This window comes from Shewanella algidipiscicola (assembly GCF_003605125.1).
GTDB classification, from domain to species: Bacteria; Pseudomonadota; Gammaproteobacteria; order Enterobacterales; family Shewanellaceae; genus Shewanella; species Shewanella algidipiscicola.
The window spans coordinates 1-19,459 of sequence record NZ_QPQT01000021.1 but is presented as its reverse complement, the minus strand read 5'-3'; the positions used below and the strand labels follow the sequence as shown (position 1 = coordinate 19,459).

The 19,459-nt window shown below is 46.7% G+C and carries 19 protein-coding genes; 8 read left to right on the top strand and 11 right to left on the bottom strand.

Annotation, left to right across the window (positions count from 1 at the left end):
* The first annotated feature begins 243 nt into the window (after window positions 1-243).
* From DVO77_RS18055 to DVO77_RS18045, 3 genes are read left to right on the top strand one after another with little or no spacing between them, the layout of a single operon-like run.
* Window positions 244-1,806 (top strand): alpha/beta hydrolase, encoded by a 1,563-nt coding sequence (locus DVO77_RS18055; RefSeq protein WP_373317400.1) that lies wholly within the window; start codon window positions 244-246, stop codon window positions 1,804-1,806.
* Window positions 1,799-2,533 (top strand): ABC transporter ATP-binding protein, encoded by a 735-nt coding sequence (locus DVO77_RS18050; protein WP_110456862.1) that lies wholly within the window; start codon window positions 1,799-1,801, stop codon window positions 2,531-2,533. Before DVO77_RS18055 ends, DVO77_RS18050 begins: the two co-directional genes overlap by 8 nt.
* Window positions 2,533-3,666, top strand: a complete 1,134-nt coding sequence (locus DVO77_RS18045; RefSeq protein WP_119979319.1) for an ABC transporter permease — start codon at window positions 2,533-2,535, stop codon at window positions 3,664-3,666. Before DVO77_RS18050 ends, DVO77_RS18045 begins: the two co-directional genes overlap by 1 nt.
* A gap of 96 nt (window positions 3,667-3,762) precedes the next feature.
* Here DVO77_RS18045 and DVO77_RS18040 read toward each other — a convergent pair whose 3' ends face one another.
* The 3 genes from DVO77_RS18040 to DVO77_RS18030 all read right to left on the bottom strand — a co-directional run bounded on the left by DVO77_RS18040 (window position 3,763) and on the right by DVO77_RS18030 (window position 7,285).
* Window positions 3,763-5,421, bottom strand: coding sequence for a methyl-accepting chemotaxis protein (locus DVO77_RS18040; protein ID WP_119979276.1), 1,659 nt, complete (start codon window positions 5,419-5,421; stop codon window positions 3,763-3,765).
* Between the two features lie 283 nt (window positions 5,422-5,704).
* Window positions 5,705-6,238 (bottom strand): molybdopterin adenylyltransferase, encoded by a 534-nt coding sequence (gene mog / locus DVO77_RS18035; RefSeq protein WP_110456864.1) that lies wholly within the window; start codon window positions 6,236-6,238, stop codon window positions 5,705-5,707.
* Between the two features lie 150 nt (window positions 6,239-6,388).
* The gene (locus DVO77_RS18030) at window positions 6,389-7,285 is read right to left on the bottom strand and encodes a GGDEF domain-containing response regulator (RefSeq protein ID WP_110456865.1); all 897 of its coding nucleotides are present in this window, start codon (window positions 7,283-7,285) and stop codon (window positions 6,389-6,391) included.
* Between the two features lie 322 nt (window positions 7,286-7,607).
* Here DVO77_RS18030 and DVO77_RS18025 point away from each other — a divergent pair, with 322 nt between their 5' ends.
* Window positions 7,608-8,321, top strand: a complete 714-nt coding sequence (locus tag DVO77_RS18025) for an RluA family pseudouridine synthase (RefSeq protein ID WP_119979275.1) — start codon at window positions 7,608-7,610, stop codon at window positions 8,319-8,321.
* A 73-nt stretch (window positions 8,322-8,394) separates the two neighbouring features.
* Here the strand turns inward: DVO77_RS18025 and DVO77_RS18020 are convergent, their stop codons facing one another.
* The 4 genes from DVO77_RS18020 to DVO77_RS18005 form a co-directional block, all read right to left on the bottom strand.
* The gene (locus DVO77_RS18020) at window positions 8,395-9,579 is read right to left on the bottom strand and encodes a BaiN/RdsA family NAD(P)/FAD-dependent oxidoreductase (protein ID WP_110456878.1); all 1,185 of its coding nucleotides are present in this window, start codon (window positions 9,577-9,579) and stop codon (window positions 8,395-8,397) included.
* Window positions 9,580-9,771: 192 nt separating this feature from the next.
* A complete protein-coding gene (gpsA, locus tag DVO77_RS18015; RefSeq protein ID WP_119979274.1) occupies window positions 9,772-10,791 on the bottom strand; it encodes an NAD(P)H-dependent glycerol-3-phosphate dehydrogenase in 1,020 nt (339 codons plus the stop codon).
* Between the two features lie 6 nt (window positions 10,792-10,797).
* Complete coding sequence (gene secB, locus DVO77_RS18010; protein WP_110456880.1) at window positions 10,798-11,289, bottom strand: protein-export chaperone SecB; 492 nt, start codon at window positions 11,287-11,289, stop codon at window positions 10,798-10,800.
* Window positions 11,290-11,493: 204 nt separating this feature from the next.
* A complete protein-coding gene (locus DVO77_RS18005) occupies window positions 11,494-11,928 on the bottom strand; it encodes a rhodanese-like domain-containing protein (RefSeq protein WP_110456881.1) in 435 nt (144 codons plus the stop codon).
* Between the two features lie 241 nt (window positions 11,929-12,169).
* Between DVO77_RS18005 and gpmM the strand changes: the two genes are divergently transcribed.
* From gpmM to DVO77_RS17985, 4 genes are all read left to right on the top strand, one after another.
* Window positions 12,170-13,717, top strand: a complete 1,548-nt coding sequence (gene gpmM / locus DVO77_RS18000) for a 2,3-bisphosphoglycerate-independent phosphoglycerate mutase (protein WP_119979273.1) — start codon at window positions 12,170-12,172, stop codon at window positions 13,715-13,717.
* Between the two features lie 66 nt (window positions 13,718-13,783).
* A complete protein-coding gene (locus DVO77_RS17995; RefSeq protein WP_110456893.1) occupies window positions 13,784-14,869 on the top strand; it encodes a murein hydrolase activator EnvC family protein in 1,086 nt (361 codons plus the stop codon).
* A 32-nt stretch (window positions 14,870-14,901) separates the two neighbouring features.
* Window positions 14,902-16,107: a S41 family peptidase gene (locus DVO77_RS17990; RefSeq protein ID WP_119979272.1), complete on the top strand. Its 1,206-nt coding sequence runs from the start codon at window positions 14,902-14,904 to the stop codon at window positions 16,105-16,107.
* 16 nt (window positions 16,108-16,123) lie between these two features.
* Window positions 16,124-16,885: a divergent polysaccharide deacetylase family protein gene (locus DVO77_RS17985; RefSeq protein ID WP_119979271.1), complete on the top strand. Its 762-nt coding sequence runs from the start codon at window positions 16,124-16,126 to the stop codon at window positions 16,883-16,885.
* Window positions 16,886-16,922: 37 nt separating this feature from the next.
* Here DVO77_RS17985 and DVO77_RS17980 read toward each other — a convergent pair whose 3' ends face one another.
* The 4 genes from DVO77_RS17980 to DVO77_RS19150 all read right to left on the bottom strand — a co-directional run.
* Window positions 16,923-17,375 carry an Rrf2 family transcriptional regulator gene (locus DVO77_RS17980; RefSeq protein WP_110456885.1) on the bottom strand — a complete coding sequence of 151 codons (453 nt, stop codon included), beginning with the start codon at window positions 17,373-17,375 and terminating at the stop codon, window positions 16,923-16,925.
* Window positions 17,376-17,385: 10 nt separating this feature from the next.
* Window positions 17,386-17,640, bottom strand: a complete 255-nt coding sequence (locus DVO77_RS17975; RefSeq protein WP_110456886.1) for a YkgJ family cysteine cluster protein — start codon at window positions 17,638-17,640, stop codon at window positions 17,386-17,388.
* 490 nt (window positions 17,641-18,130) lie between these two features.
* Window positions 18,131-19,157, bottom strand: a protein-coding gene (locus tag DVO77_RS17970; RefSeq protein WP_119979270.1) for an IS630 family transposase whose coding sequence is annotated in 2 segments (ribosomal slippage) — window positions 18,131-18,700 and window positions 18,702-19,157 — 1,026 coding nt in all. Because the reading frame shifts where the segments join, the coding sequence is not laid out codon by codon here.
* A 43-nt stretch (window positions 19,158-19,200) separates the two neighbouring features.
* Window positions 19,201-19,459: hypothetical protein (locus DVO77_RS19150; RefSeq protein ID WP_211328832.1), on the bottom strand; the 259-nt coding region annotated here is incomplete at its 5' end.

Here is a 19,459-nt window from a genome sequence, read left to right as displayed (position 1 = left end):
ATCAGCGACTAAAGTTATTATATTTATCTTTGGTTACAGTAAATTAAAGAGAAAACCCCAACTCATCAGACCACCTATTAATAAAATCCTTTGTGTCGACTTCATGCAGAGTGCTAGTCGCGACAACTTATCCATCTGTTGACATAATATCGTTCTCGCATTAGCCTCTTAACAGCTTATTAACCCATTGATAAAAAACTGAATTAACATTGTCGCAATATGCGCATTCAAGGGATGAATATCATGCCACAAGCCAACATTATGCACACGGCAAGCGATAAGGAACGTCAGACTCAGTTAGCGCTCTGGCTGCTACTGCCGCTGGCTGCCATGCTATTTTCTCTTGCCGGCCACGCCGAGACAGATACCGCCCCCACCAACGACACTTGTTATGTCGACGGTCTGCCAGATAGGCTGCGCTGCGGCTTTGTCACAGTGCCTGAAAATTACGCTCACCCCGAAGGTCGGCAGCTCAACATTCATTACGCGGTACTGCCAGCAATAAAACCGAGCTTTACTAAAGAAGCCTTGCTCGCCATTGCCGGCGGCCCAGGGCAATCGGCAATTGAAAACGCGCCGACGTTCGATCGCATGTTAAGTAAAGTCCGCCAGCAGCGCGATATTCTGCTGATAGACCAAAGAGGTACAGGGCAGTCCAACCTATTACAATGCGAGGGCGAAGGCTTTGAAGGAGCGTTATCACTCAACGAGGATGATTTAGATATTGCGAGCGAAACTCAAAAGTGCCTCGACGGACTCGATGCCGATGTCAGCCAATATGGCAGCGAAATCGCGTTAAAAGATTTCGAAGCAGTTCGAGCCCACTTAGGTTACGACAAACTCCATGTCTATGGCATTTCATACGGTACGCGTATGGCGCAACTGTACATGCGTCATTACCCGCAAGTCTTGGCCACAGTCACATTAGACGGCGTAGTGCCGATGCAGCAAAGTGTGTTGCATATTGGTGATGCGATAGACAGAGCCATCGGCTTACTGCTCGATGACTGCAGCAGTAATGCCTTATGCCATGGGCAGTTTGCCGACCTTGAACAAGACTTGCAGCAGGTGAATACTCGTCTCGCCCAAGCCCCAGTGAGTAGCCAAGTTCGCGACCCGTTAACCAACGAGCCACTCACACTAGTGATGACCCGCGCTAAGTTTATGGGGGCACTGCGTATGGCCATGTACACCCCTAATATCAGAGCGCTACTGCCCCACGCTATTCATCAAGCCGCGCAAGATAACTTCCAAGCCATTATGGGCTTATATGCTCTGACGATAGACAGCACAGGCATTGCTGCTGGCATGCACTCATCTGTAGTGTGTGGTGAAGATTGGCAGCGCTTTAGCCAAGTCGAGCGTCAGCAAGCCGAACAAAACTACTTCACTCGCGAAATGGTCGATGCCTTCGATCTCTCCTGCCCAATTTGGAACGTACCCGCGGTTGATGCCGAGTTTTCGGCCCCGATTACCAGCAACATCCCCACCTTAGTGTTATCGGGACAGTTAGATCCCGCCACGCCTCCGAGTTGGGGTGAGATGGCGATGGCGCAACTGAGTAATGCCAAACATTTTATTGCCCCCTATGCCACCCATGGAGTGGCCTATCAATCCTGTGGCAACGATCTCATCGCCCAACTGGTCAGCAACAACAGCCTTGATGGTTTATCTGATGATTGCCTAAGCAAAGATGTTAGGCGTAATTTTTACCTCAACGCGAACACTGTCGAAGCGCTCCCTGCAGCCAAACAAGCCCTTTCATCGACATCCCATACCGAGGCACAAGGAGTGAATCATGATTAAAGTCGCTAATCTATCTAAGCGTATTGGTGATGTACAGGCGCTTAATGACCTGAGTTTTGAGGCGCTCGATGGCCAGATAACCGGACTGCTCGGCCCCAATGGTGCGGGTAAAACCACCTGTTTACGCACAGTATTTGGTTTACTCAAACCCGATAACGGCACCGCCGAAATTGACGGTATCGATGTGGCTAAATTTCCGGTTGAAGCCAAGCAGCAACTGGGGTTATTTCCCGATCCCTTTGGCTTGTATGAACGCCTAACCCCCAGAGAATACGTGAGCTATTTTGCCGAGCTCAACGGGTTACCGCGTGCACAGGCTAAAGCAGCGGCGGCCAGCGTGCTCAACAAGTTACATATGGATGATATTGCCGACCGTAAATGCAAAGGCTTTTCTCAGGGACAACGAATGAAAACCGCCTTAGCGCAGGCCATAGTGCACGAACCCACCAACATCATTCTCGATGAGCCTACCCGAGGCCTAGATGTGATGAGCACGCGAGTGCTGCGCGATCTGCTGAAAGACCTGAAAGCGGCCGGCCACTGCGTATTGTTTTCTAGCCACGTGATGCAAGAGGTCGCGGCCCTGTGCGACAGGGTGATAGTGATGGCGCAAGGCAAGGTAGTTGCCATTGGCAGTCCAGAACAGCTGTGCCAACAAACAGGCAAGGCATCATTAGAAGATGCCTTTATCGAACTAATCGGCACCGACGAGGGGATTGCAGCATGATCAATACCATTATTGCTATGGTTCGAAAAGAGCTGATCGACGCCGCCCGCGATAAACGCTCGGTCATGGCCGGCCTCTATTATGCCATCGGCGCACCGCTGATGATGTGCGGCATGTTTATGCTGCTAATAGGCCAGATCACTAGCCCCGAAGCGCTTAACATTACGATCACCCATGGCGAACGCGCCCCCGATCTGGTTAAGTTTCTTGCCAGTGACGATATCAGCCAAGGCGATAAAGCCGATCGCAAAGAGATAGAGCTGATAATTAGTCAAGATTACGCCAGCAACATGGCCAAAAGCCGCGCGGCCGAATTAACCCTTATTGCCGATAATTCCAACGAAAAGTTGCAATCATCTATTCGGCGCATCGAAAAAAGCCTGCAACAATACAGCGCCGAAATGGGGAGTCTACGCCTGATTGCCCGCGGGATTGACCCTAAAGTGGTGCAGCCAATTAAGGTCACGATAGAAGATCAAGCCACCAGCGATTCAAAAGGTGGCATGATCTTAGGCATTGCGATATTTATGATGGTCTATGCTGTATTTATTTCGGGCATGAACCTAGCCATCGACACCAGTGCCGGAGAGCGCGAACGCAACTCACTGGCGTTGCTGCTGAGTCATCCGGTGTCGACCCGTGACATAGTGTTAGCCAAAGTCACCGCGGTCACCATTTTTGCCATGCTGGGATTAATATTGACCTTAATCATCTCTAAAATTGCTTACGGCTTTGTGCCTTGGCAAGAGCTGGGCTTTAGCGTCAATATCACCCCTGACTTTATTGGGTTAATGCTAGTTATCGGCTTACCTATCGCGCTTATGGCCGCCTCATTACAATTGTTTGTGTCATTTATGGCAAAGTCATTTAAAGAGGCTCAGTCTTATCTAACGATAGTGCTCATCGTGCCCATGATGCTGTCGATGGCGGCCAGTTACAACATAGCGCCAGACACCTTGCAGTGGCTACCCGTGTCGGGACAGATGCAGGCGCTTATCGCCTTTATTAAAGGCAAAGAGATACCGCAAATGCAGCTGCTACTGTCGAGTGCTACGACCTTAGCTATCACCCTGGCTCTCATGTTTGGCATGGAGCGCTCACTCAAGAGTGAAAAAATCGTCTTTGGCTTATAATGCAAAAAGGCTCTCTGATTAAATACAGAGAGCCTCATTTTAGCTAAATAGAATTTAGCAGGATACTAGACGAAAAAGTCTCACACTTATGATGCCTCATATTTTAAAGGCTTGTACTAATTGTGAAAGTTGGTGCGCCATCCTAGCCAAGTTTTCGCTTTCATTTGAAGTGGTTTTCGCCCCTTCGGCCGTCGCTTCTGCTGCATGACTAATATTAACGATATTGTTATTAATCTCTTCCGATACAGCACTTTGCTCTTCTGCAGCGGCGGCAATTTGGGCATTCATATCCGTTATCGTTGCAACAGCGGCGGCAATAACTTGCAGCGCTTCACCAGTTGAATTTGCATGATTGACACAGTTATCGGCATCACGACTGCTTTGCATCATCACTTCAACCGCCTCTTTGGCTCCCCCTTGCAGCTTATCAATCATCATTTGAATCTGTTCGGTTGACGCCTGAGTCCGACTCGCTAATGTTCTGACCTCATCAGCAACTACGGCAAAACCTCGGCCTTGCTCTCCAGCACGAGCCGCTTCAATCGCAGCATTAAGTGCCAGTAAATTGGTTTGCTCGGCAATATCTTTAATCACCCCCAAAATCGAGCCGATCTCATTACTGTCAGCCTCTACGGCATTAATCACCTCTGCGGCACGCTTAATTTCATAAGCAAAGCCTTCGATACTCTTTACCGTTTCATTAACGACCACTAAGCCGGTTTGAGATTGACGATCGGTTTGATTCGCGGCATCGGCGGCCTCATTTGCATTTTTAGCCACTTCAACGACTGTCGCTGTCATCTCATTCATAGCCGTCGATACCATGTCGAGCTCGTGACGCTGTGTTTGCACCGACTCGGCGGCATGAGCCGTCACGCTGGCCACTTTATTTGCCGATGAAGTTAATTGAGTGGCGGTGTCGAAAACACCTTGAATACTGCTTTGAAACTTATCCAACATTACGTTGAACGAACCCGATACGCGCCCCAACTCATCATTCGCCACTATGGTTATTCGTTGCGTTAAATCTGCATCTTGCTCAATTTGATTAATCGACAATTGCAACGCATTGACGCCCAACATAATCGAGCGCGTCACCAAAAATAATAATAACCCCACCAGCAATACTGACGCAGCGCTTATCAACACCAACTCACGCTTCATTGATGACATAGCATCAATAGCGCTATCTTGTATATCTGCTCGAGCTTGTTGCTCTGCTTTAATTAACGCGTTAAAGCTGATTCGAGCTTTATTCGCAAACGGAGAGGATTGTTGACTATATTCGGTCCACGCTTGTTGCAGCATTTGTGGCGAGCGCTGTTGATTACCTAAGGCGGCCATGCGTCCCTTACTATCTTCCAGAAAGTCTTGGGTCGTCACTTTTGACTCTTGGCTAAGGCGGAGTAAATCCGCTTTTACCTTGGCATCTGTAATCAAATTGATGGCCATATCGAGGTTATCAAAATGAGTATAAATCGTCTTAACGCGCTGCTCTAATAAGGTAAAGTTTTTGTCATAATCGTCACCCAACATGATATTTCTAGTGAGCCGTGAACAGTAATTCATATCTCGATTAATAGACAGAATATATTTTTGCCCATTAACACCCGCCTGATCATATTCAACAAACCTATCCTCAACTATGTCAGTACTGACCAATACTGTTACAATAATAATGAAGCCTGAGAGGCAAAACACCGCCATGGCCGCCATTAATTTATGCCTAATCGTTATTGAAGAAAGAAATTTCATTGCTTACCTTAATATGTTTTTTCAATGCCAAGCCACATACAAGTGTGGCTAACTTTGGCACAACAGAATAAGCCCACAGTTGATAATTAAATAAGCTTAAATCACAAGATTGGCCAAAAACATTATAAAAAACTATAAAACAACCCTATGAAATATAAGCTTATAAATAAAAAATTATATTTTTTAATAGGTAAGGATACGTGGAATGAAAAATACAGAGTAATTAAAAAGAGCGCCTAATATGCGCTCTTTTTACCTCTGTGGGAGGGACGACCGATATGGCTTATTTGGCTTTGGGTCTAAATGGCTTAATCACAGTTTCATCACACTCTAAGAAAGGCCCGTCCATCAAATCGATACAATAAGGGATAGCGGGGAATACCGCATCGAGACATTCACGAATCGATTTTGGCTTGCCGGGTAAATTAACTATCAATGAATCACCGCGCAGGCCGGCGGTTTGACGCGATAAAATCGCGGTGGGCACAAATTTTAATGATTCGGCGCGCATCAACTCACCAAAGCCTGGCATCATGCGATCACACACAGCTTCGGTGGCTTCTGGCGTCACATCGCGCTTTGCTGGGCCAGTACCGCCAGTGGTGACGATAAGGCTACAATTTTGCTCATCGGCCATCTTAATTAGGGTCGCTTCAATCACATCCTGCTCGTCGGGGATCACCTCATAAACCGGTTCCCACTCAGAGGTCAGGTATTGGTTTAGCACCTCAATAATGGCCTTACCAGAAATATCTTCATACACGCCCGCACTCGCTCGGTCACTTACGGTCACTATGCCAATTTTTGCTATTGCCATTACACTTTCCTCTTTTAGCGCAGTCTATTGAGAGAATGCTAACCACTCTCGTTTACCAGCTAAAATAACATATTTTAGGTAGCCCTTGGCATCTATTGCATCAAATTGAGACTCCGAATGCTAGCACCTGAATCCAATACGCTAAACTCCTTACCCGACGGTAATGTATTGCCCGTTATCATAATAAACGAGGCAGTTACGCCCATCGGCCTTGGCTTTATACACGGCCTCTTCGGCTAATACCAATAGGTGAGAAAAGTCGGTCATTTGCGCATTGGCGACCAATAAACCAAAGCTCCCCGTCACAGTAATTCCCATAGGTTTTAACTGCTGTAGACGTTGGCGAACACCTTCTGCTTTCTCACGAGCCTCCGTCATGCCTGATTCCATCAAAATAATAAACTCTTCCCCCCCTATCCGTGCCACCATGTCCTCCTTGCGAAAGCTGTCTTGTAGACACTTAGACACAGCCTGCAAGATTTTGTCGCCAACATGGTGACCATTAAAGTCATTAATTTTTTTGAAATCATCCAAATCTAACATCACCACTGACAGCTCAGTTTGATGGCGAGCCATACTCGATAAATGTTGAGCGGCCCATTCGGCCAAAAAGTGACGATTGTAGAGTCCGGTCAATTGATCGTGCAGCGCCATAAATTGTAATTTACTGCGGTGAGATTTTAATTGCAGATGAGTCGCAACCCGAGCACGTACAATCGCGGGGCGGATGGGTTTAGTAATGTAGTCGACAGCGCCCAATGCAAGGCCTTTTTGCTCGTCGTCATTGGCATCTTTAGCGGTAACGAGAATAACCGGAATGTGCGCCGTCTCGGTATCCATCTTCAACTGCTGACACACCTCATAACCATTCATATCGGGCATGTCTGTCGCTAACAAGATCAAGTCCGGCTGTTGCTTAGCCAAAGCTAAACACTCTTTGCCACTTGCCGCGGCCCACACTTGATGCTGTCCTTTTAAACATTGCCTCATGATGAGCACATTCGTTTTTACATCATCTACCACTAGCACAACAGAAAGCGCTTCCATACTTTCACCTAGCCTTCACCAGTAGACTATTCAAATGGATAGCCTCAATTTAACAGTGTAGCAGATGCGCTATCATTCAAAGTTAGAGATAAAAAAGTGCAAATAAAACAACAATCAGCCCCCATATTACCCGATGGCAATCACCTTAAAATCAATTTAAATGGTACCTGAGACAATTTGGAGTGAGAAACCGTGTAAACTAGCGCCCTTGTCCACCGCTGCCAGCAAGATAGCCGCGTATAATACAAGATGATTATCGTGATGCAACGCAGGCTCGAGCATAATAAGCAGGCAATATCTATATCAATCACAGGAACGTCCCATGCCCAATATCGGCTCGCCGACTGATACCCGCGTTGACGATTTTATCGCCCCTAAGTGCGATGATGTGGTCACGATTTTATATCAAGACGATGATATCTTATTGATCAATAAGCCCAGTGGTTTACTGAGTTTGTCAGGCAAGCACCCTCTTAACCAAGATTCAGTACACTACCGCTTAGTCCATGGTCAAGCAGGAGTCAGCCCGGCATTTCCTGAGGCCAAATTGCCACATAGATTAGACTTTGGCACGTCAGGCATCATGGTTGTGGGGCTGCATGCAGAGTCGACCCGACACCTCAATAAACAGTTTCAAGCGCACACCATTCACAAGCGCTACATGGCACTACTACAAGGTTGGGTTACAGATGATAATGGCCAGATCACCGCGCCAATAGCAAAAGATAGGAACTACTTTCCACGAGTCAAAATTTGCTCCACCACAGGCAAGGCGGCCATCAGTGAATACATTGTCTTACAGCGCCTTGAGCAGCCCTGTCGCACCTTAGTGCAATTTACCCCAGTTACTGGCCGTACGCACCAACTGCGAATACACAGCTTGACCATGGGCCACCCCATTCTTGGGTGCGATCTGTATAACAGCAACCAAAGTGAACAACTGGCAGAGCGCTTACAATTACACGCCAGTGACCTGTATTTTGAGCATCCAACTCGTGGCGAACCCTGCCATGGTCAATGCCCTTGCCCCTTTTAAACCGCTAAATGTTCCAATACCGCTAGGCCTTAGTCGCAGGCCTAGCTACCAGCTGATATCACCCAAAATACCATTACACCGCAAGACCGGCGGCCACCCCAGATGACCATGCCCACTGGAAATTAAACCCACCGAGCCAGCCGCTGACGTCCATGACTTCACCGACAAAAAATAACCCTGCGACCTTTTTACTTTGCATATCTTTAGACGATAACTCGTCGGTATCGACACCGCCAAGGGTCACTTCTGCCGTGCGGTAACCTTCGGTCCCGTTCATCAACAATTCCCAGCGATGCAAGTCGGCAACCACTTTATCACGCTGAGCATGCACCAATTGATTTAGTGCCATATTGAGTAACGCCTCATCGAATAACACCTCGATCAGACGTTTAGGTAACCACTGGCTTAAGGTATTGCGCAGACTTTGTTTCGGGTGCAGCTCGAGGGCCTCAGACAAACCCTGCGCCGCATCCATGTGCGGTAACAGATTGATAGAAATGGTTTCGCCCGGCCTCCAGTAATTCGATATTTGCAGCACTGCAGGCCCTGAAAGCCCCCGATGGGTAAACAGCAACGCTTCACTAAATTGTGTGCCATCCTGAGCGGTGATGGTAGATGGCACTGCGATGCCAGATAATGGCTCAAACTTTTGCTTTTGCTCACTGTGCCAAGTAAAAGGCACCAACCCTGCGCAGGTAGGGAGTACTTTAAGGCCAAACTGTTCGGCCAGCTGATAACCCAATGGCGTCGCGCCCAATTTAGGCATAGACAATCCGCCGGTGGCCACGACTAACGAGTCACAACTGTATTCGCCTTTAGAGGTGTGTAATACAAATAGGCCGCTGTCATTTTTGCTTACAGAGATGATGTCGGTACGCAGCTGGATGCGCGCGCCGGCCCATTCACACTCGGTCAGTAGCATGGTGACTATCTCTTTAGCCGAATCGTTGCAAAATAGCTGACCATGATCGCGCTCATGGTATTCAATGCCATGACGTTCAACTAGCTCAATAAAGTCTTGCGAGCGATAGCGAGCCAATGCCGATTTTACAAAATGTGGATTTCGGCAGATAAAGTTAGCGGGCTCAACCTTTTGATTGGTGAAATTGCAGCGCCCACCGCCACTGATCAGAATTTTACGTCCCGCCTGCTTAGCATTATCGATAACTAAGACATCACGACCTCGATATCCTGCAGTAGCCGCACACATAAGCCCCGCTGCGCCTGCGCCGATAATGATCACATCATGATGTTCCACTTAGATTACCTCTTACTTTGAGTCATGGTTACGAGTTGCATGGGGCATAAATGGCAAAAATGTATGAATCATTTTTGCCCCATCATCACTCCCTTCACGGCCATCCATGCGTTTCGGGGGTAAATACTTACTGCATAAAAAAGGGCGCTATTTTAGCACCCTTTTATTATTTAGTATCACACAGCCTAGGCTTTAATCGCTTTCTGCCGTCTCTGATTTTTTCTCTCTACCCAGCAAAGCTTTTGCCGCTTCGTGAGGAGTGCCACCCTGATACAAGACGCGATAGACTTGCTCGGTGATTGGCATTTCAACCCCTAAGCGTTTCGCTAAGGTGTAGACCTCTTTCGTATTGCGGTAGCCTTCAACCACTTGGCCAATCTCAGCTTGCGCCGTGTCGACATCTTTACCTTGGCCTAATGCCAAGCCAAAGCGACGATTACGCGACTGGTTATCGGTACAGGTCAACACTAAGTCACCAAGGCCCGCCATCCCCATAAAGGTTGAACCTTGGGCCCCTATGGCTTCGCCTAGGCGCGTGAGCTCAACAAGCCCGCGCGTAATAAGCGCGGTTCGGGCGTTGGCACCAAAACCGATACCGTCAGACATACCAGCGCTGATGGCGATCACGTTTTTAACCGCCCCCCCCAACTGCAACCCGATAAAGTCATCGTTGGCATAGACACGCAAACGACTCGGGCTGTGAAGCAGTTCGACCAGATCGTTAGTAAAGGTGTCATCTGTGCCCGCCACTGAAATGGCTGTAGGCATGCCCGCAGCGAGCTCTTTAGCAAATGTAGGCCCAGACAACACTGCCAGCGGATATTGCTCACCCAAGACTTCACGTGCGACTTCTTGTAGCAAGCGGCCAGTTTCAGGCTCTAAGCCTTTAGTCGCCCAAACAATACGCGCATCATGGCGCAGTAAAGGTTTAGCCTGCTTCAACACTTGACCAAATACATGGCTTGGAACAACCACTAACACATTGTTAGACGCGGCTAACGCCGTGGCTAAATCAGACTCGGGAATGAGTAAATCGGGTAATGCAATACCGGGCAAAAACGCTTCATTGGCGCGATCGCGCTTAAGGTTTTCTATATGTTCAGGATCATGACCCCAAAGCAATGTTTTATGACCGTTACTGGCTAAAGAAATAGCAAGGGCGGTGCCATAAGAGCCCGCCCCCAGTACCGTAATATCGGCAGTATTTTTCATGCGTGATTAAGCGTTCGCTTCTTCTGCTGCTTCAGGAGCGGCTTCTGCAGCGGCTTGACGCTGTTGCACATATTGTGCAAATAGCGCATCAAAGTTAACTGGTGCTAGGTTTAGCTGTGGGAAAGTACCACGAGCCACTAGGCTGCCAACGGTTTCACGCGCGTATGGAAATAGTACGTTAGGGCAGTATGCACCTAGAGAGTGAGCCAGCTGCTGCTCTGTCAGGCCGCTGATAGCAAAAATACCCGCTTGCTGCACTTCACATAAGAAAGCGGTTTCTTCACCGTTTTTAGCGGTAACGGTTAGCGAAAGTACCACTTCATAAACGTCGTCAGCCAATTTAGCGCTGCGAGTATCTAGATCTAGCTTAACTTCAGGGCTCCACTCTTTTTGGAAAACAGCTGGGCTGTTTGGAGTTTCAAAAGAGATATCTTTAGTGTAAACACGTTGAATGTTGAACTGTGGACCCTGTTGTTCGTTGTTTGCTACTTCAGCCATAATTTCCTACCTAATCAATTGATGTGATTTTCCAAACGGAAGAATCATCTTTAGGGCTTTTGTTACTCGAGTCCCAATAAGACCTCAGCCACCATCCCGGTTTTCGTTTTCCCTGAGGCATTACTCGGTGATCCCTCAGGCCATTTTTTTAAGAGATGACACTCTAATCAAAGTTGCTTTAAAAAAGCAAATCTTGCATGGGGTTTATCGCTTACTTTTGACAACGGGTAAATTACTTTGTTGCCATTCGCTCATACCACCTTTGAGATTATACACAGACTCAAAACCTGCTTTTATCATCAACTGAGCCGCTTGCGACGAGGTCATTCCTGCGTTGCATATTAATATAATGGGACTGGCTTTAGCGTTTTCAAGTGCACTTAACTGATTATTTTTAATTTCAGCTAACGGGATGTTAACTGCATCAACAATATGACCTTTTTTGAACTCTTCTTTAGAGCGCACGTCGACAACTTTGGCATTTTGCTTATTGATTAATAAGGTTGCTTGTTGATGATCAACGGTTTTCACTTTAGAAAAACTAGACTTAAAAACGCTCACTAAAAGCGCAACAAGTAAACCAATCCAAGCAAGGCTAAGCATAGGATTGGCTTTTAAAAATTCGATATATTCTTGCATAGTTTACGGCCTACTTCTGTGGCTTGAGGTTCTGTCAGGGCCAAGAGTATAACCGATTGTCACTGCAGATTGCAGCAAGTTGTTAACCCATGATGGGCGGGCAGACAGCGACAAACGCGCCCTTTACCAAGTGTTCGATAACCCTTATCGGAGTAAATCGCTTTTTGATCGCCTGCGTACGTAGTAATATTTAACCAATTTCGGATTGTAATCTTTGTTTCTTAAACTTAAAGGTACCACCATGACGACACGCAAACGCCCTCTGGCACTGCTGATCCTTGATGGCTGGGGTTATCGTGAAGACACCCATAACAATGCGGTTTATCACGCCAACACTCCAGTGCTCGACAGACTTTATCAGCAATATCCAAACAGCTTAATTTCAGGCTCAGGCCTAGATGTCGGGCTACCCGATGGCCAAATGGGTAACTCGGAAGTGGGCCATATCAATATCGGCTCTGGCCGTGTGGTTTATCAAGAATTGACCCGTATCGGCAAGGCTATCGAAGACGGTAAGTTTGACACCAACCCAGCCCTCGTCGAAGCCGTAGATAAAGCTATCGCGGCCAATGGGGCGGTGCATATCATGGGGCTATTATCACCAGGTGGTGTGCACAGCCACGAAAGTCATATCGAAGCCATGTGTAAGATGGCGGTTAAGCGCGGCGCAAAACATGTTTATTTACATGCTTTTCTCGATGGCCGCGACACCCCACCACGCAGCGCAAAATCGAGCCTTGCCCATTTCAATGAACTGTTTAACACCTTAGGCGCTGGCCGTATCGCCTCTATCATTGGTCGCTACTACGCCATGGACAGAGACAACCGCTGGGATAGAGTCTCTCAGGCTTATGAGTTGATCACTCAAGGTAAAGCACAATACCAGTTTGCAGATGCTGTCGATGCCTTGGCCGCCGCTTATGCGCGTGATGAAAATGATGAGTTTGTCGCCAGTTCGGCGATCACCGACGCGCAGGGGCAAGTGGCAACCCTTAACGACGACGATGCATTGATCTTCATGAATTTCCGCGCCGATCGTGCCCGCCAAATTACTCGCAGCTTTATCAATGCTGATTTTGATGGCTTTACCCGCGAGGTCATGCCTAAGGTCAACTTTGTCACCCTGACTGAATACGCCGCCGACATTAAGGCGCCTATCGCTTACCCTTCGGTAGACTTGGTCAATACCTTAGGTGAAGTGTTACAAAACAGCGGTAAAACCCAGTTACGTATCTCTGAAACCGAAAAATATGCTCATGTCACCTTCTTCTTCAATGGCGGAAAAGAGGAACCATTTGAAGGTGAAGACCGTATTTTGGTGCAATCACCTAAAGTGGCCACCTATGATCTACAGCCAGAGATGAATTCTGCCGAGTTAACCGATAAATTGGTCGCAGCTATTGAGTCAACGAAGTATGACGTGATTATCTGTAACTACCCAAATGGTGACATGGTAGGGCATACGGGTAACTTTGAAGCCGCCGTTAAGGCCTGTGAGGCGGTAGATGCTTGTATTGGCCGCGTGGTCGAAGCCTTAGCTAAAGTGGATGGCGAGTGTTTAATTACTGCCGACCATGGTAATGCCGAACAGATGACCGACGAGCAAACCGGTCAAGCACATACCGCACATACCAGCGAGTTAGTGCCATTTATCTATGTGGGCCGTCCAGCAACAATCGCCGGCAACGGAAGATTAAGCGATATAGCACCAACCATGTTAACCTTGATGAATCAGACGGTTCCACCCGAGATGACAGGACGCTCTCTCATCACCCTAACAACCAACTAAGCGAGTAACGATTCATTGCTTAAGCGATACGGTTTTCATAAAGCCAGCATAATTGCTGGCTTTATCATGTTGTCTTTTACTGTGCAGGCTTCCGATCTGACACAGCGTCAATCGCAGTTAGAGGCAATACAACAGCAGATCAGCAGCCAACAGTCGGCGCTCAAAGATACTAGCTCGCAACATGAAAAACTGATCAAACTGCTAAAAAAAGATGAGCAGGCTATCGCAAATGCGGCTAAAAAGGTCAATAACACTAAGGCCTCCTTGGCGACAACCGATAAACAACTCGCAGCGCTAGAATCTCGCCGAGTCACACTCGATAAACTGAAAAAAATTCAACAGCAAACCCTATCAAATCAGTTGGCCAGTGCCTACCTTGCTGGCAATCATGATTACACCAAAATGCTACTTAATCAGCAGAGCCCAGCAACCATAGAGCGCCTGCTGGCTTACTACCAATACCTGAATAAGGCTCGCATCGACTCGATCAATAAGTTGCAGCAAACTATCACCGAATTAGACAGCGTTGAAGCAGAGCAAAAGCAAAAACAAATCCGTCTCAATCAACTGGTGCTCGAACAACAGCTGCAAGCCAAAAATCTAACTCAAGAGCAAGCTCAACGGCAACAAACGCTCACACAACTGCAGCGCACGCTTAACTCTCATGGCGCCAAACTTGAACAGTTACAAATTGAAGAAGCCAGTTTAAAGCGTGTGGTAGAACAAGCGTTAAAGGCGATGAAAGACAGCCCTGTAATGGAAGGGTTATCACGCCAACATAAGCTCAACTGGCCTACCCAAGGCCGCATTCGCTCAGGCTTTGGTAGCCAACGTTCGGGTGAAGTCAAATGGAAAGGGGTGATAGTAGCCGCTCCAGAAGGGCAATCTGTTAGTGCTATTGCTCCTGGTAAAGTGATCTATGCCGACTGGTTACGTGGCTTTGGTATGGTGATGGTCGTTGACCATGGCAAAGGCTATATGAGCCTATATGGTCATGCCCAGACCTTACTCAAAAACGCCGGTGATACGGTCGACAAAGGCGAAACCATAGCCCTAGTTGGGCGCTCGGGTGGACAAACCGAACCTGGCCTATACTTTGAGGTAAGGCACAAAGGGCAAGCTATCGATCCGGCACTCTACTGTAAGCGCTAGAGCAAGAGCAACCCTTTCATAGAGGGTTGTTTATGATTAAATTTATTCGTTACTTTGCCTGCGTTATCTTAGGATTAACTCTCGGCTTATCCATCACCCTATCAGGCACAGAGCACACAGCACAGCATCAGCCGAAGCTCAATTATCCATTGCTGATCGACGTTATTAGTACCATAGAAAGCTATTATATCGACAAGATCCCCCAAGAAACTTTAATACAGGCAGCTATTGATGGGGTATTTAATTCGCTGGACTCTTATTCTAATTTTCTCGACGCAGAAGCTTTCTCTGATATAAAAAATGCCAATAGTGGGGAATACTTTGGCTTTGGTATCGAAATCGCTACCGAGGAAGATCAAGTCACCATTATCAGCCCCTTCCCCCATTCTCCAGCTGCGGCGGCTGGCATATTACCTGGCGACAAAATAATTAAAGTAAATGATCAAGCAATCGATCCCAGGCAACTAGATAAGGTGCTACGGCAGATAAAACACCATAGCAAACATAATCTGGCTATCCACTTGTCATTACGTCGACAAAATTCAGAAAACCTAGTCAACGTCACCCTCAAGCCTTCAATTATTGACGTAAACTCCGTTAGCGCTACGCTACTCGATGGGGGTATTGGGTACATCAAGCTCAGCAGCTTTCAAGATGATTCTACTCGCGATATGGTTAACCAGCTCAACCAATGGCAGGACCTGCCTATGAGAGGGTTAATTTTAGATGTGCGTAACAACCCTGGTGGCTTACTGGATCAAGCGATAAAAATAGCCGACCTGTTTTTAGCTAAAGGCCGCATAGTATCGACTCGAGGACGATTTTTTGATGCCAATAGTGACTACTTCGCCTCGCCGCAAAATATGTTTTCCAAACTTCCCATAATAGTACTCATCAATAAAGGTTCTGCATCTGCATCTGAGGTTTTAGCTGCCGCACTACAAGAAAACCAACGAGCGATTTTGATCGGTAAAAAAAGTTTTGGTAAAGGCACGGTTCAAAGCCTTATTCCAACCCTTATCGATGGTCATGCTATCAAACTTACCATTGGCCATTACACAACCCCAAAAGGTAGAGATATCAATACGATTGGTATTGAACCTGATATAAATATCACGACAGATGCTATGACTGAGATAAAAAGTATGCCTATAATCGCTGAGTTATCGCCCCATGATGATATTGCTCAGGACAGAGTCATATATTCGGCTGTCACATGGATAAAAACCAACAGCTAAAAAGCATAAAACCCTAGTGCGCTTATTACTTTTATTGTTAGTTACCTTTATCGCTAACTCTGCCAAAGCAGCTCAAGTTTCTATCATCATTGACGATATTGGATATCGTCAAACCGATGAGGCCGTACTATCTCTGCCCAAAGAGATCACCCTATCAGTATTGCCTAACACCCCGTTAGGCAAAAAAATTGCCATTGCCGCCCACCACAAAGGCCACGAGATCATGCTGCACATTCCGATGCAGGCACTCAATGGCAAAAGGCTTGGCCCGGGGGGATTAACAAACGATATGGATGAGCGAACTTTTAAACAGACAATAGCCACCGCTTTTAGCAGTGTTCCCCACGTAAAAGGGGTTAATAATCATATGGGCAGCTTGCTAACCCAGATGGATAAGCCCATGTTATGGCTAATGGAAAGCTTAAAAGAACAAGATAACTACTTTGTTGATAGTGTAACAACCCGCTACAGTAAGGCTGCTAATAATGCTAACAAACTCGGCATCCCACTGCTAAGAAGGCAACTGTTTCTCGATAATGATGTCAGTGACAGAGCATTAGAAAATCAATTTCAACAGCTTATCCAACTAGCTAATAGCCAAGGAAGCTTGGTTGCAATTGCACACCCTTACCCGGAAACGATTCATTTTTTGCAGCACAATTTGCGTAGACTACAACGGGAAGGTATTAGCCTAGTATCAACATCGGCGTTGCTTCCTTACCGTTTGGCACAGCAACCCGACATGAAATCAACCACAAGCTCTACACACTTAAGATAATGAATATGAGCCTGATAAGGCCGATATATTAGCGGCTTTATAATTCTAATACAGGGATGGAGACGTCAGATAACAAGGCCTTTAGCTCTTGACGATTGCTCACAATATCAGCGAGTGTGTAACGATCTAACACTGCAAGGTAAGCCGCGACAGCTTCGGCTAGTACGCCTTTTAATTGGCATGAGGGACTAAAAAGACAATAGGGTTTGCTACAATCAATTGGGGCTAAAGAGTTTTCTAACACCCTAACCAACTGACCAATATTAATGTCTTCAGCTGGTTTACCTAACCTAAAACCACCACTCTTGCCTCGAATGGTATGCAAATAACCTTCTTTACCTAAGTGATGCACAATCTTTGATACATGATTAGGTGAGAGATCAAACACCTCTGTAATTTCAGCTATCCTAAACAGTTGCTCTCTTTCTGGAGACAAAGCCAGGTACATCAAAGTGCGGATACCAAAATCTGTATAACGAGTTAACTGCATAAATAACCTTCTACGATTGTGTCGCTGCTTCTAATGAAGTGATAAGCCAAAGAGCCTCTTCGTTTGTATTGCCGCAGACATCTTCCGTTGCCGCAAACCGAGCGCAAAGCTCAGGCCGCTCAGCCTGACCGAAAATTTGACAAAGATTATCATCATTGAGTTGGATACAACGCACACCAGCAGGCTTACCGTGAGGCATTCCTGGTATTGGGCTGGTTATAGAAGGCGCAATACAGCATGCACCACATCCTAAACGACAATTCATACGGCATTATACCTCTATTTACGTAGCATGTTAGTCATTAAGATCACAGTGCGATTCAGATTGTGTATCAAAAACTAAATGATGTCTGAACGCCCAAGCGTCATATGGTTAAGCGACACAAACTAAAAAGACGATAGGCGTTCGACTTTATTTCGAATGTCATGGTCAATTGCGCGCTGATCCACCTGGGTATAGGGAATATAGCAACAGCCTAAAACAACTTTTGACCATGTCGCCTACTCTTATTATACCCAATTGGAACGTACGAGGACGGAAGAGTAGCGTCTTGGATCCCTAGCGTTCAGCTTCTTTATCACTAAGCTGAAGCCTGCTCAGCGGCGGAGCGACATCGGGAGTAGGCATAGCTTCTGGTGGCTTATCCATGACTCTTTACGAAAAGTATTAGGCACTTGTCATGGTCAGCTTCGAGCTAGCTCTCCGCGTTCAGCTCCAGCATCAAGCTGCGCTTAATACCAATTGAATTAATTAATTAACTGACCAGGTTAATCCAATCTCTATCACATATTCTTTTTACGCGGCTTCGCTCGCTCCTAAAACTATTCCATGCTTTAGTACATTGATTCACTATATCGTCATATCCATCAAAACAACGGTTGGCTAGCTCATTTTGTCTCATCCATTGCCATACTTGCTCGACAGGATTGAGTTCTGGGGAATACGGTGGCAACTTGATAATGGTAAGGTTGTCAAACTCGTCAGCTAAAGACAGTTGGTGCCAGCCTGCTCCATCCATAATAACGACTGCATGTCGCCCTAAAGGAGTTGTTTGAGAGATCAATGACAAGTGCTCTATCATGACTTCTTTGTTACTACATGGCGTGATCAATGCCTCTGTTTTACCGTTGCTGGGACAGACTGCGCCGAACAAGTAGGCATATTCGAATTGTTGTTGCTTAATTGCTCTTGGTCTTGAGCCTTTTAGCGCCCAAACTCGAGTCGTCGTGTTTTGCTGGCCAAATCTGGCCTCATCTTGGAACCACACATCGATCCTATCAAGCGGTAAATGGCCTGGGGTGTTAAGGATCGTTTCCATGAGGAAGGTTTTTAAAAAGGCGTTGAGCCTCTTCATTTTGTTTCGGATGCTTAGAGCGGCTTGTTATCCACGAAAAGCCTAATTGATGAAGCAGCCTATAGACATTTCTGCCCTCATATTCAACACCAAATTGAGTGTGTATAAACTCACCAACGTCTTTTGCTTGAAGCCGTCCGCCATAAGTAGAAGAACTTCTTTCCTTCACAAAAGCTGCGACAGATTCTAGCTGTTGCGGTGTTAATCTAGATGGCCGACCAGGATTAGGCGTATCCTTCAAACTATCAATTCCGTCCGTCAAGTAGAGGGTGACCCACTTATTTACACTGCCTCTCGCTACCCTTAGGTACCTTGCAATCTCAGTTCGTGATTTGCCTTCAAGAAAATGGCAGATGGCAAGATAGCGAACTTTAATACGACTGCGTTTTTCTTTTTTTGCTAAGTGCTCTAATTCAGCTACAGACATATAGATACCTAATTGATAATGGGGCACCAATTAGATCATATATTTACTTCAATTGGTATAATAAGCGCAGACGCTGCCCCCTACGACCGCCAAGGATGACGGAAGTGTCGATATTGTCTGGAACATTTATCGACCTCCACATGGTTTTGAGCCTCACCACGTTCGGACTTTTATTTCCCCATTTTCGAGTGATAATTTCAATAGCGGTTAAACGAAAAAAGCCCGTTGCATTAGCAACGGGCTTTGTCGTATTAGGCGTCTGGAAATGACCTACTCTCACATGGGGAGACCCCACACTACCA

Bases quoted from the DNA above. Each gene is read 5' to 3' on its own strand.
- gpmM (WP_119979273.1), top strand. From the start codon at position 12,170: ATGACGACACGCAAACGCCCTCTGGCACTGCTGATCCTTGATGGCTGG.
- DVO77_RS17975 (WP_110456886.1), bottom strand. From the start codon at position 17,640: ATGAATTGTCGTTTAGGATGTGGTGCATGCTGTATTGCGCCTTCTATA.
- DVO77_RS17980 (WP_110456885.1), bottom strand. From the start codon at position 17,375: ATGCAGTTAACTCGTTATACAGATTTTGGTATCCGCACTTTGATGTAC.
- DVO77_RS18025 (WP_119979275.1), top strand. From the start codon at position 7,608: ATGCCCAATATCGGCTCGCCGACTGATACCCGCGTTGACGATTTTATC.
- DVO77_RS18040 (WP_119979276.1), bottom strand. From the start codon at position 5,421: ATGAAATTTCTTTCTTCAATAACGATTAGGCATAAATTAATGGCGGCC.
- DVO77_RS17990 (WP_119979272.1), top strand. From the start codon at position 14,902: ATGATTAAATTTATTCGTTACTTTGCCTGCGTTATCTTAGGATTAACT.
- DVO77_RS17995 (WP_110456893.1), top strand. From the start codon at position 13,784: ATGTTGTCTTTTACTGTGCAGGCTTCCGATCTGACACAGCGTCAATCG.
- mog (WP_110456864.1), bottom strand. From the start codon at position 6,238: ATGGCAATAGCAAAAATTGGCATAGTGACCGTAAGTGACCGAGCGAGT.
- DVO77_RS18030 (WP_110456865.1), bottom strand. From the start codon at position 7,285: ATGGAAGCGCTTTCTGTTGTGCTAGTGGTAGATGATGTAAAAACGAAT.
- gpsA (WP_119979274.1), bottom strand. From the start codon at position 10,791: ATGAAAAATACTGCCGATATTACGGTACTGGGGGCGGGCTCTTATGGC.
- DVO77_RS18055 (WP_373317400.1), top strand. From the start codon at position 244: ATGCCACAAGCCAACATTATGCACACGGCAAGCGATAAGGAACGTCAG.
- DVO77_RS18005 (WP_110456881.1), bottom strand. From the start codon at position 11,928: ATGCAAGAATATATCGAATTTTTAAAAGCCAATCCTATGCTTAGCCTT.
- secB (WP_110456880.1), bottom strand. From the start codon at position 11,289: ATGGCTGAAGTAGCAAACAACGAACAACAGGGTCCACAGTTCAACATT.
- DVO77_RS18050 (WP_110456862.1), top strand. From the start codon at position 1,799: ATGATTAAAGTCGCTAATCTATCTAAGCGTATTGGTGATGTACAGGCG.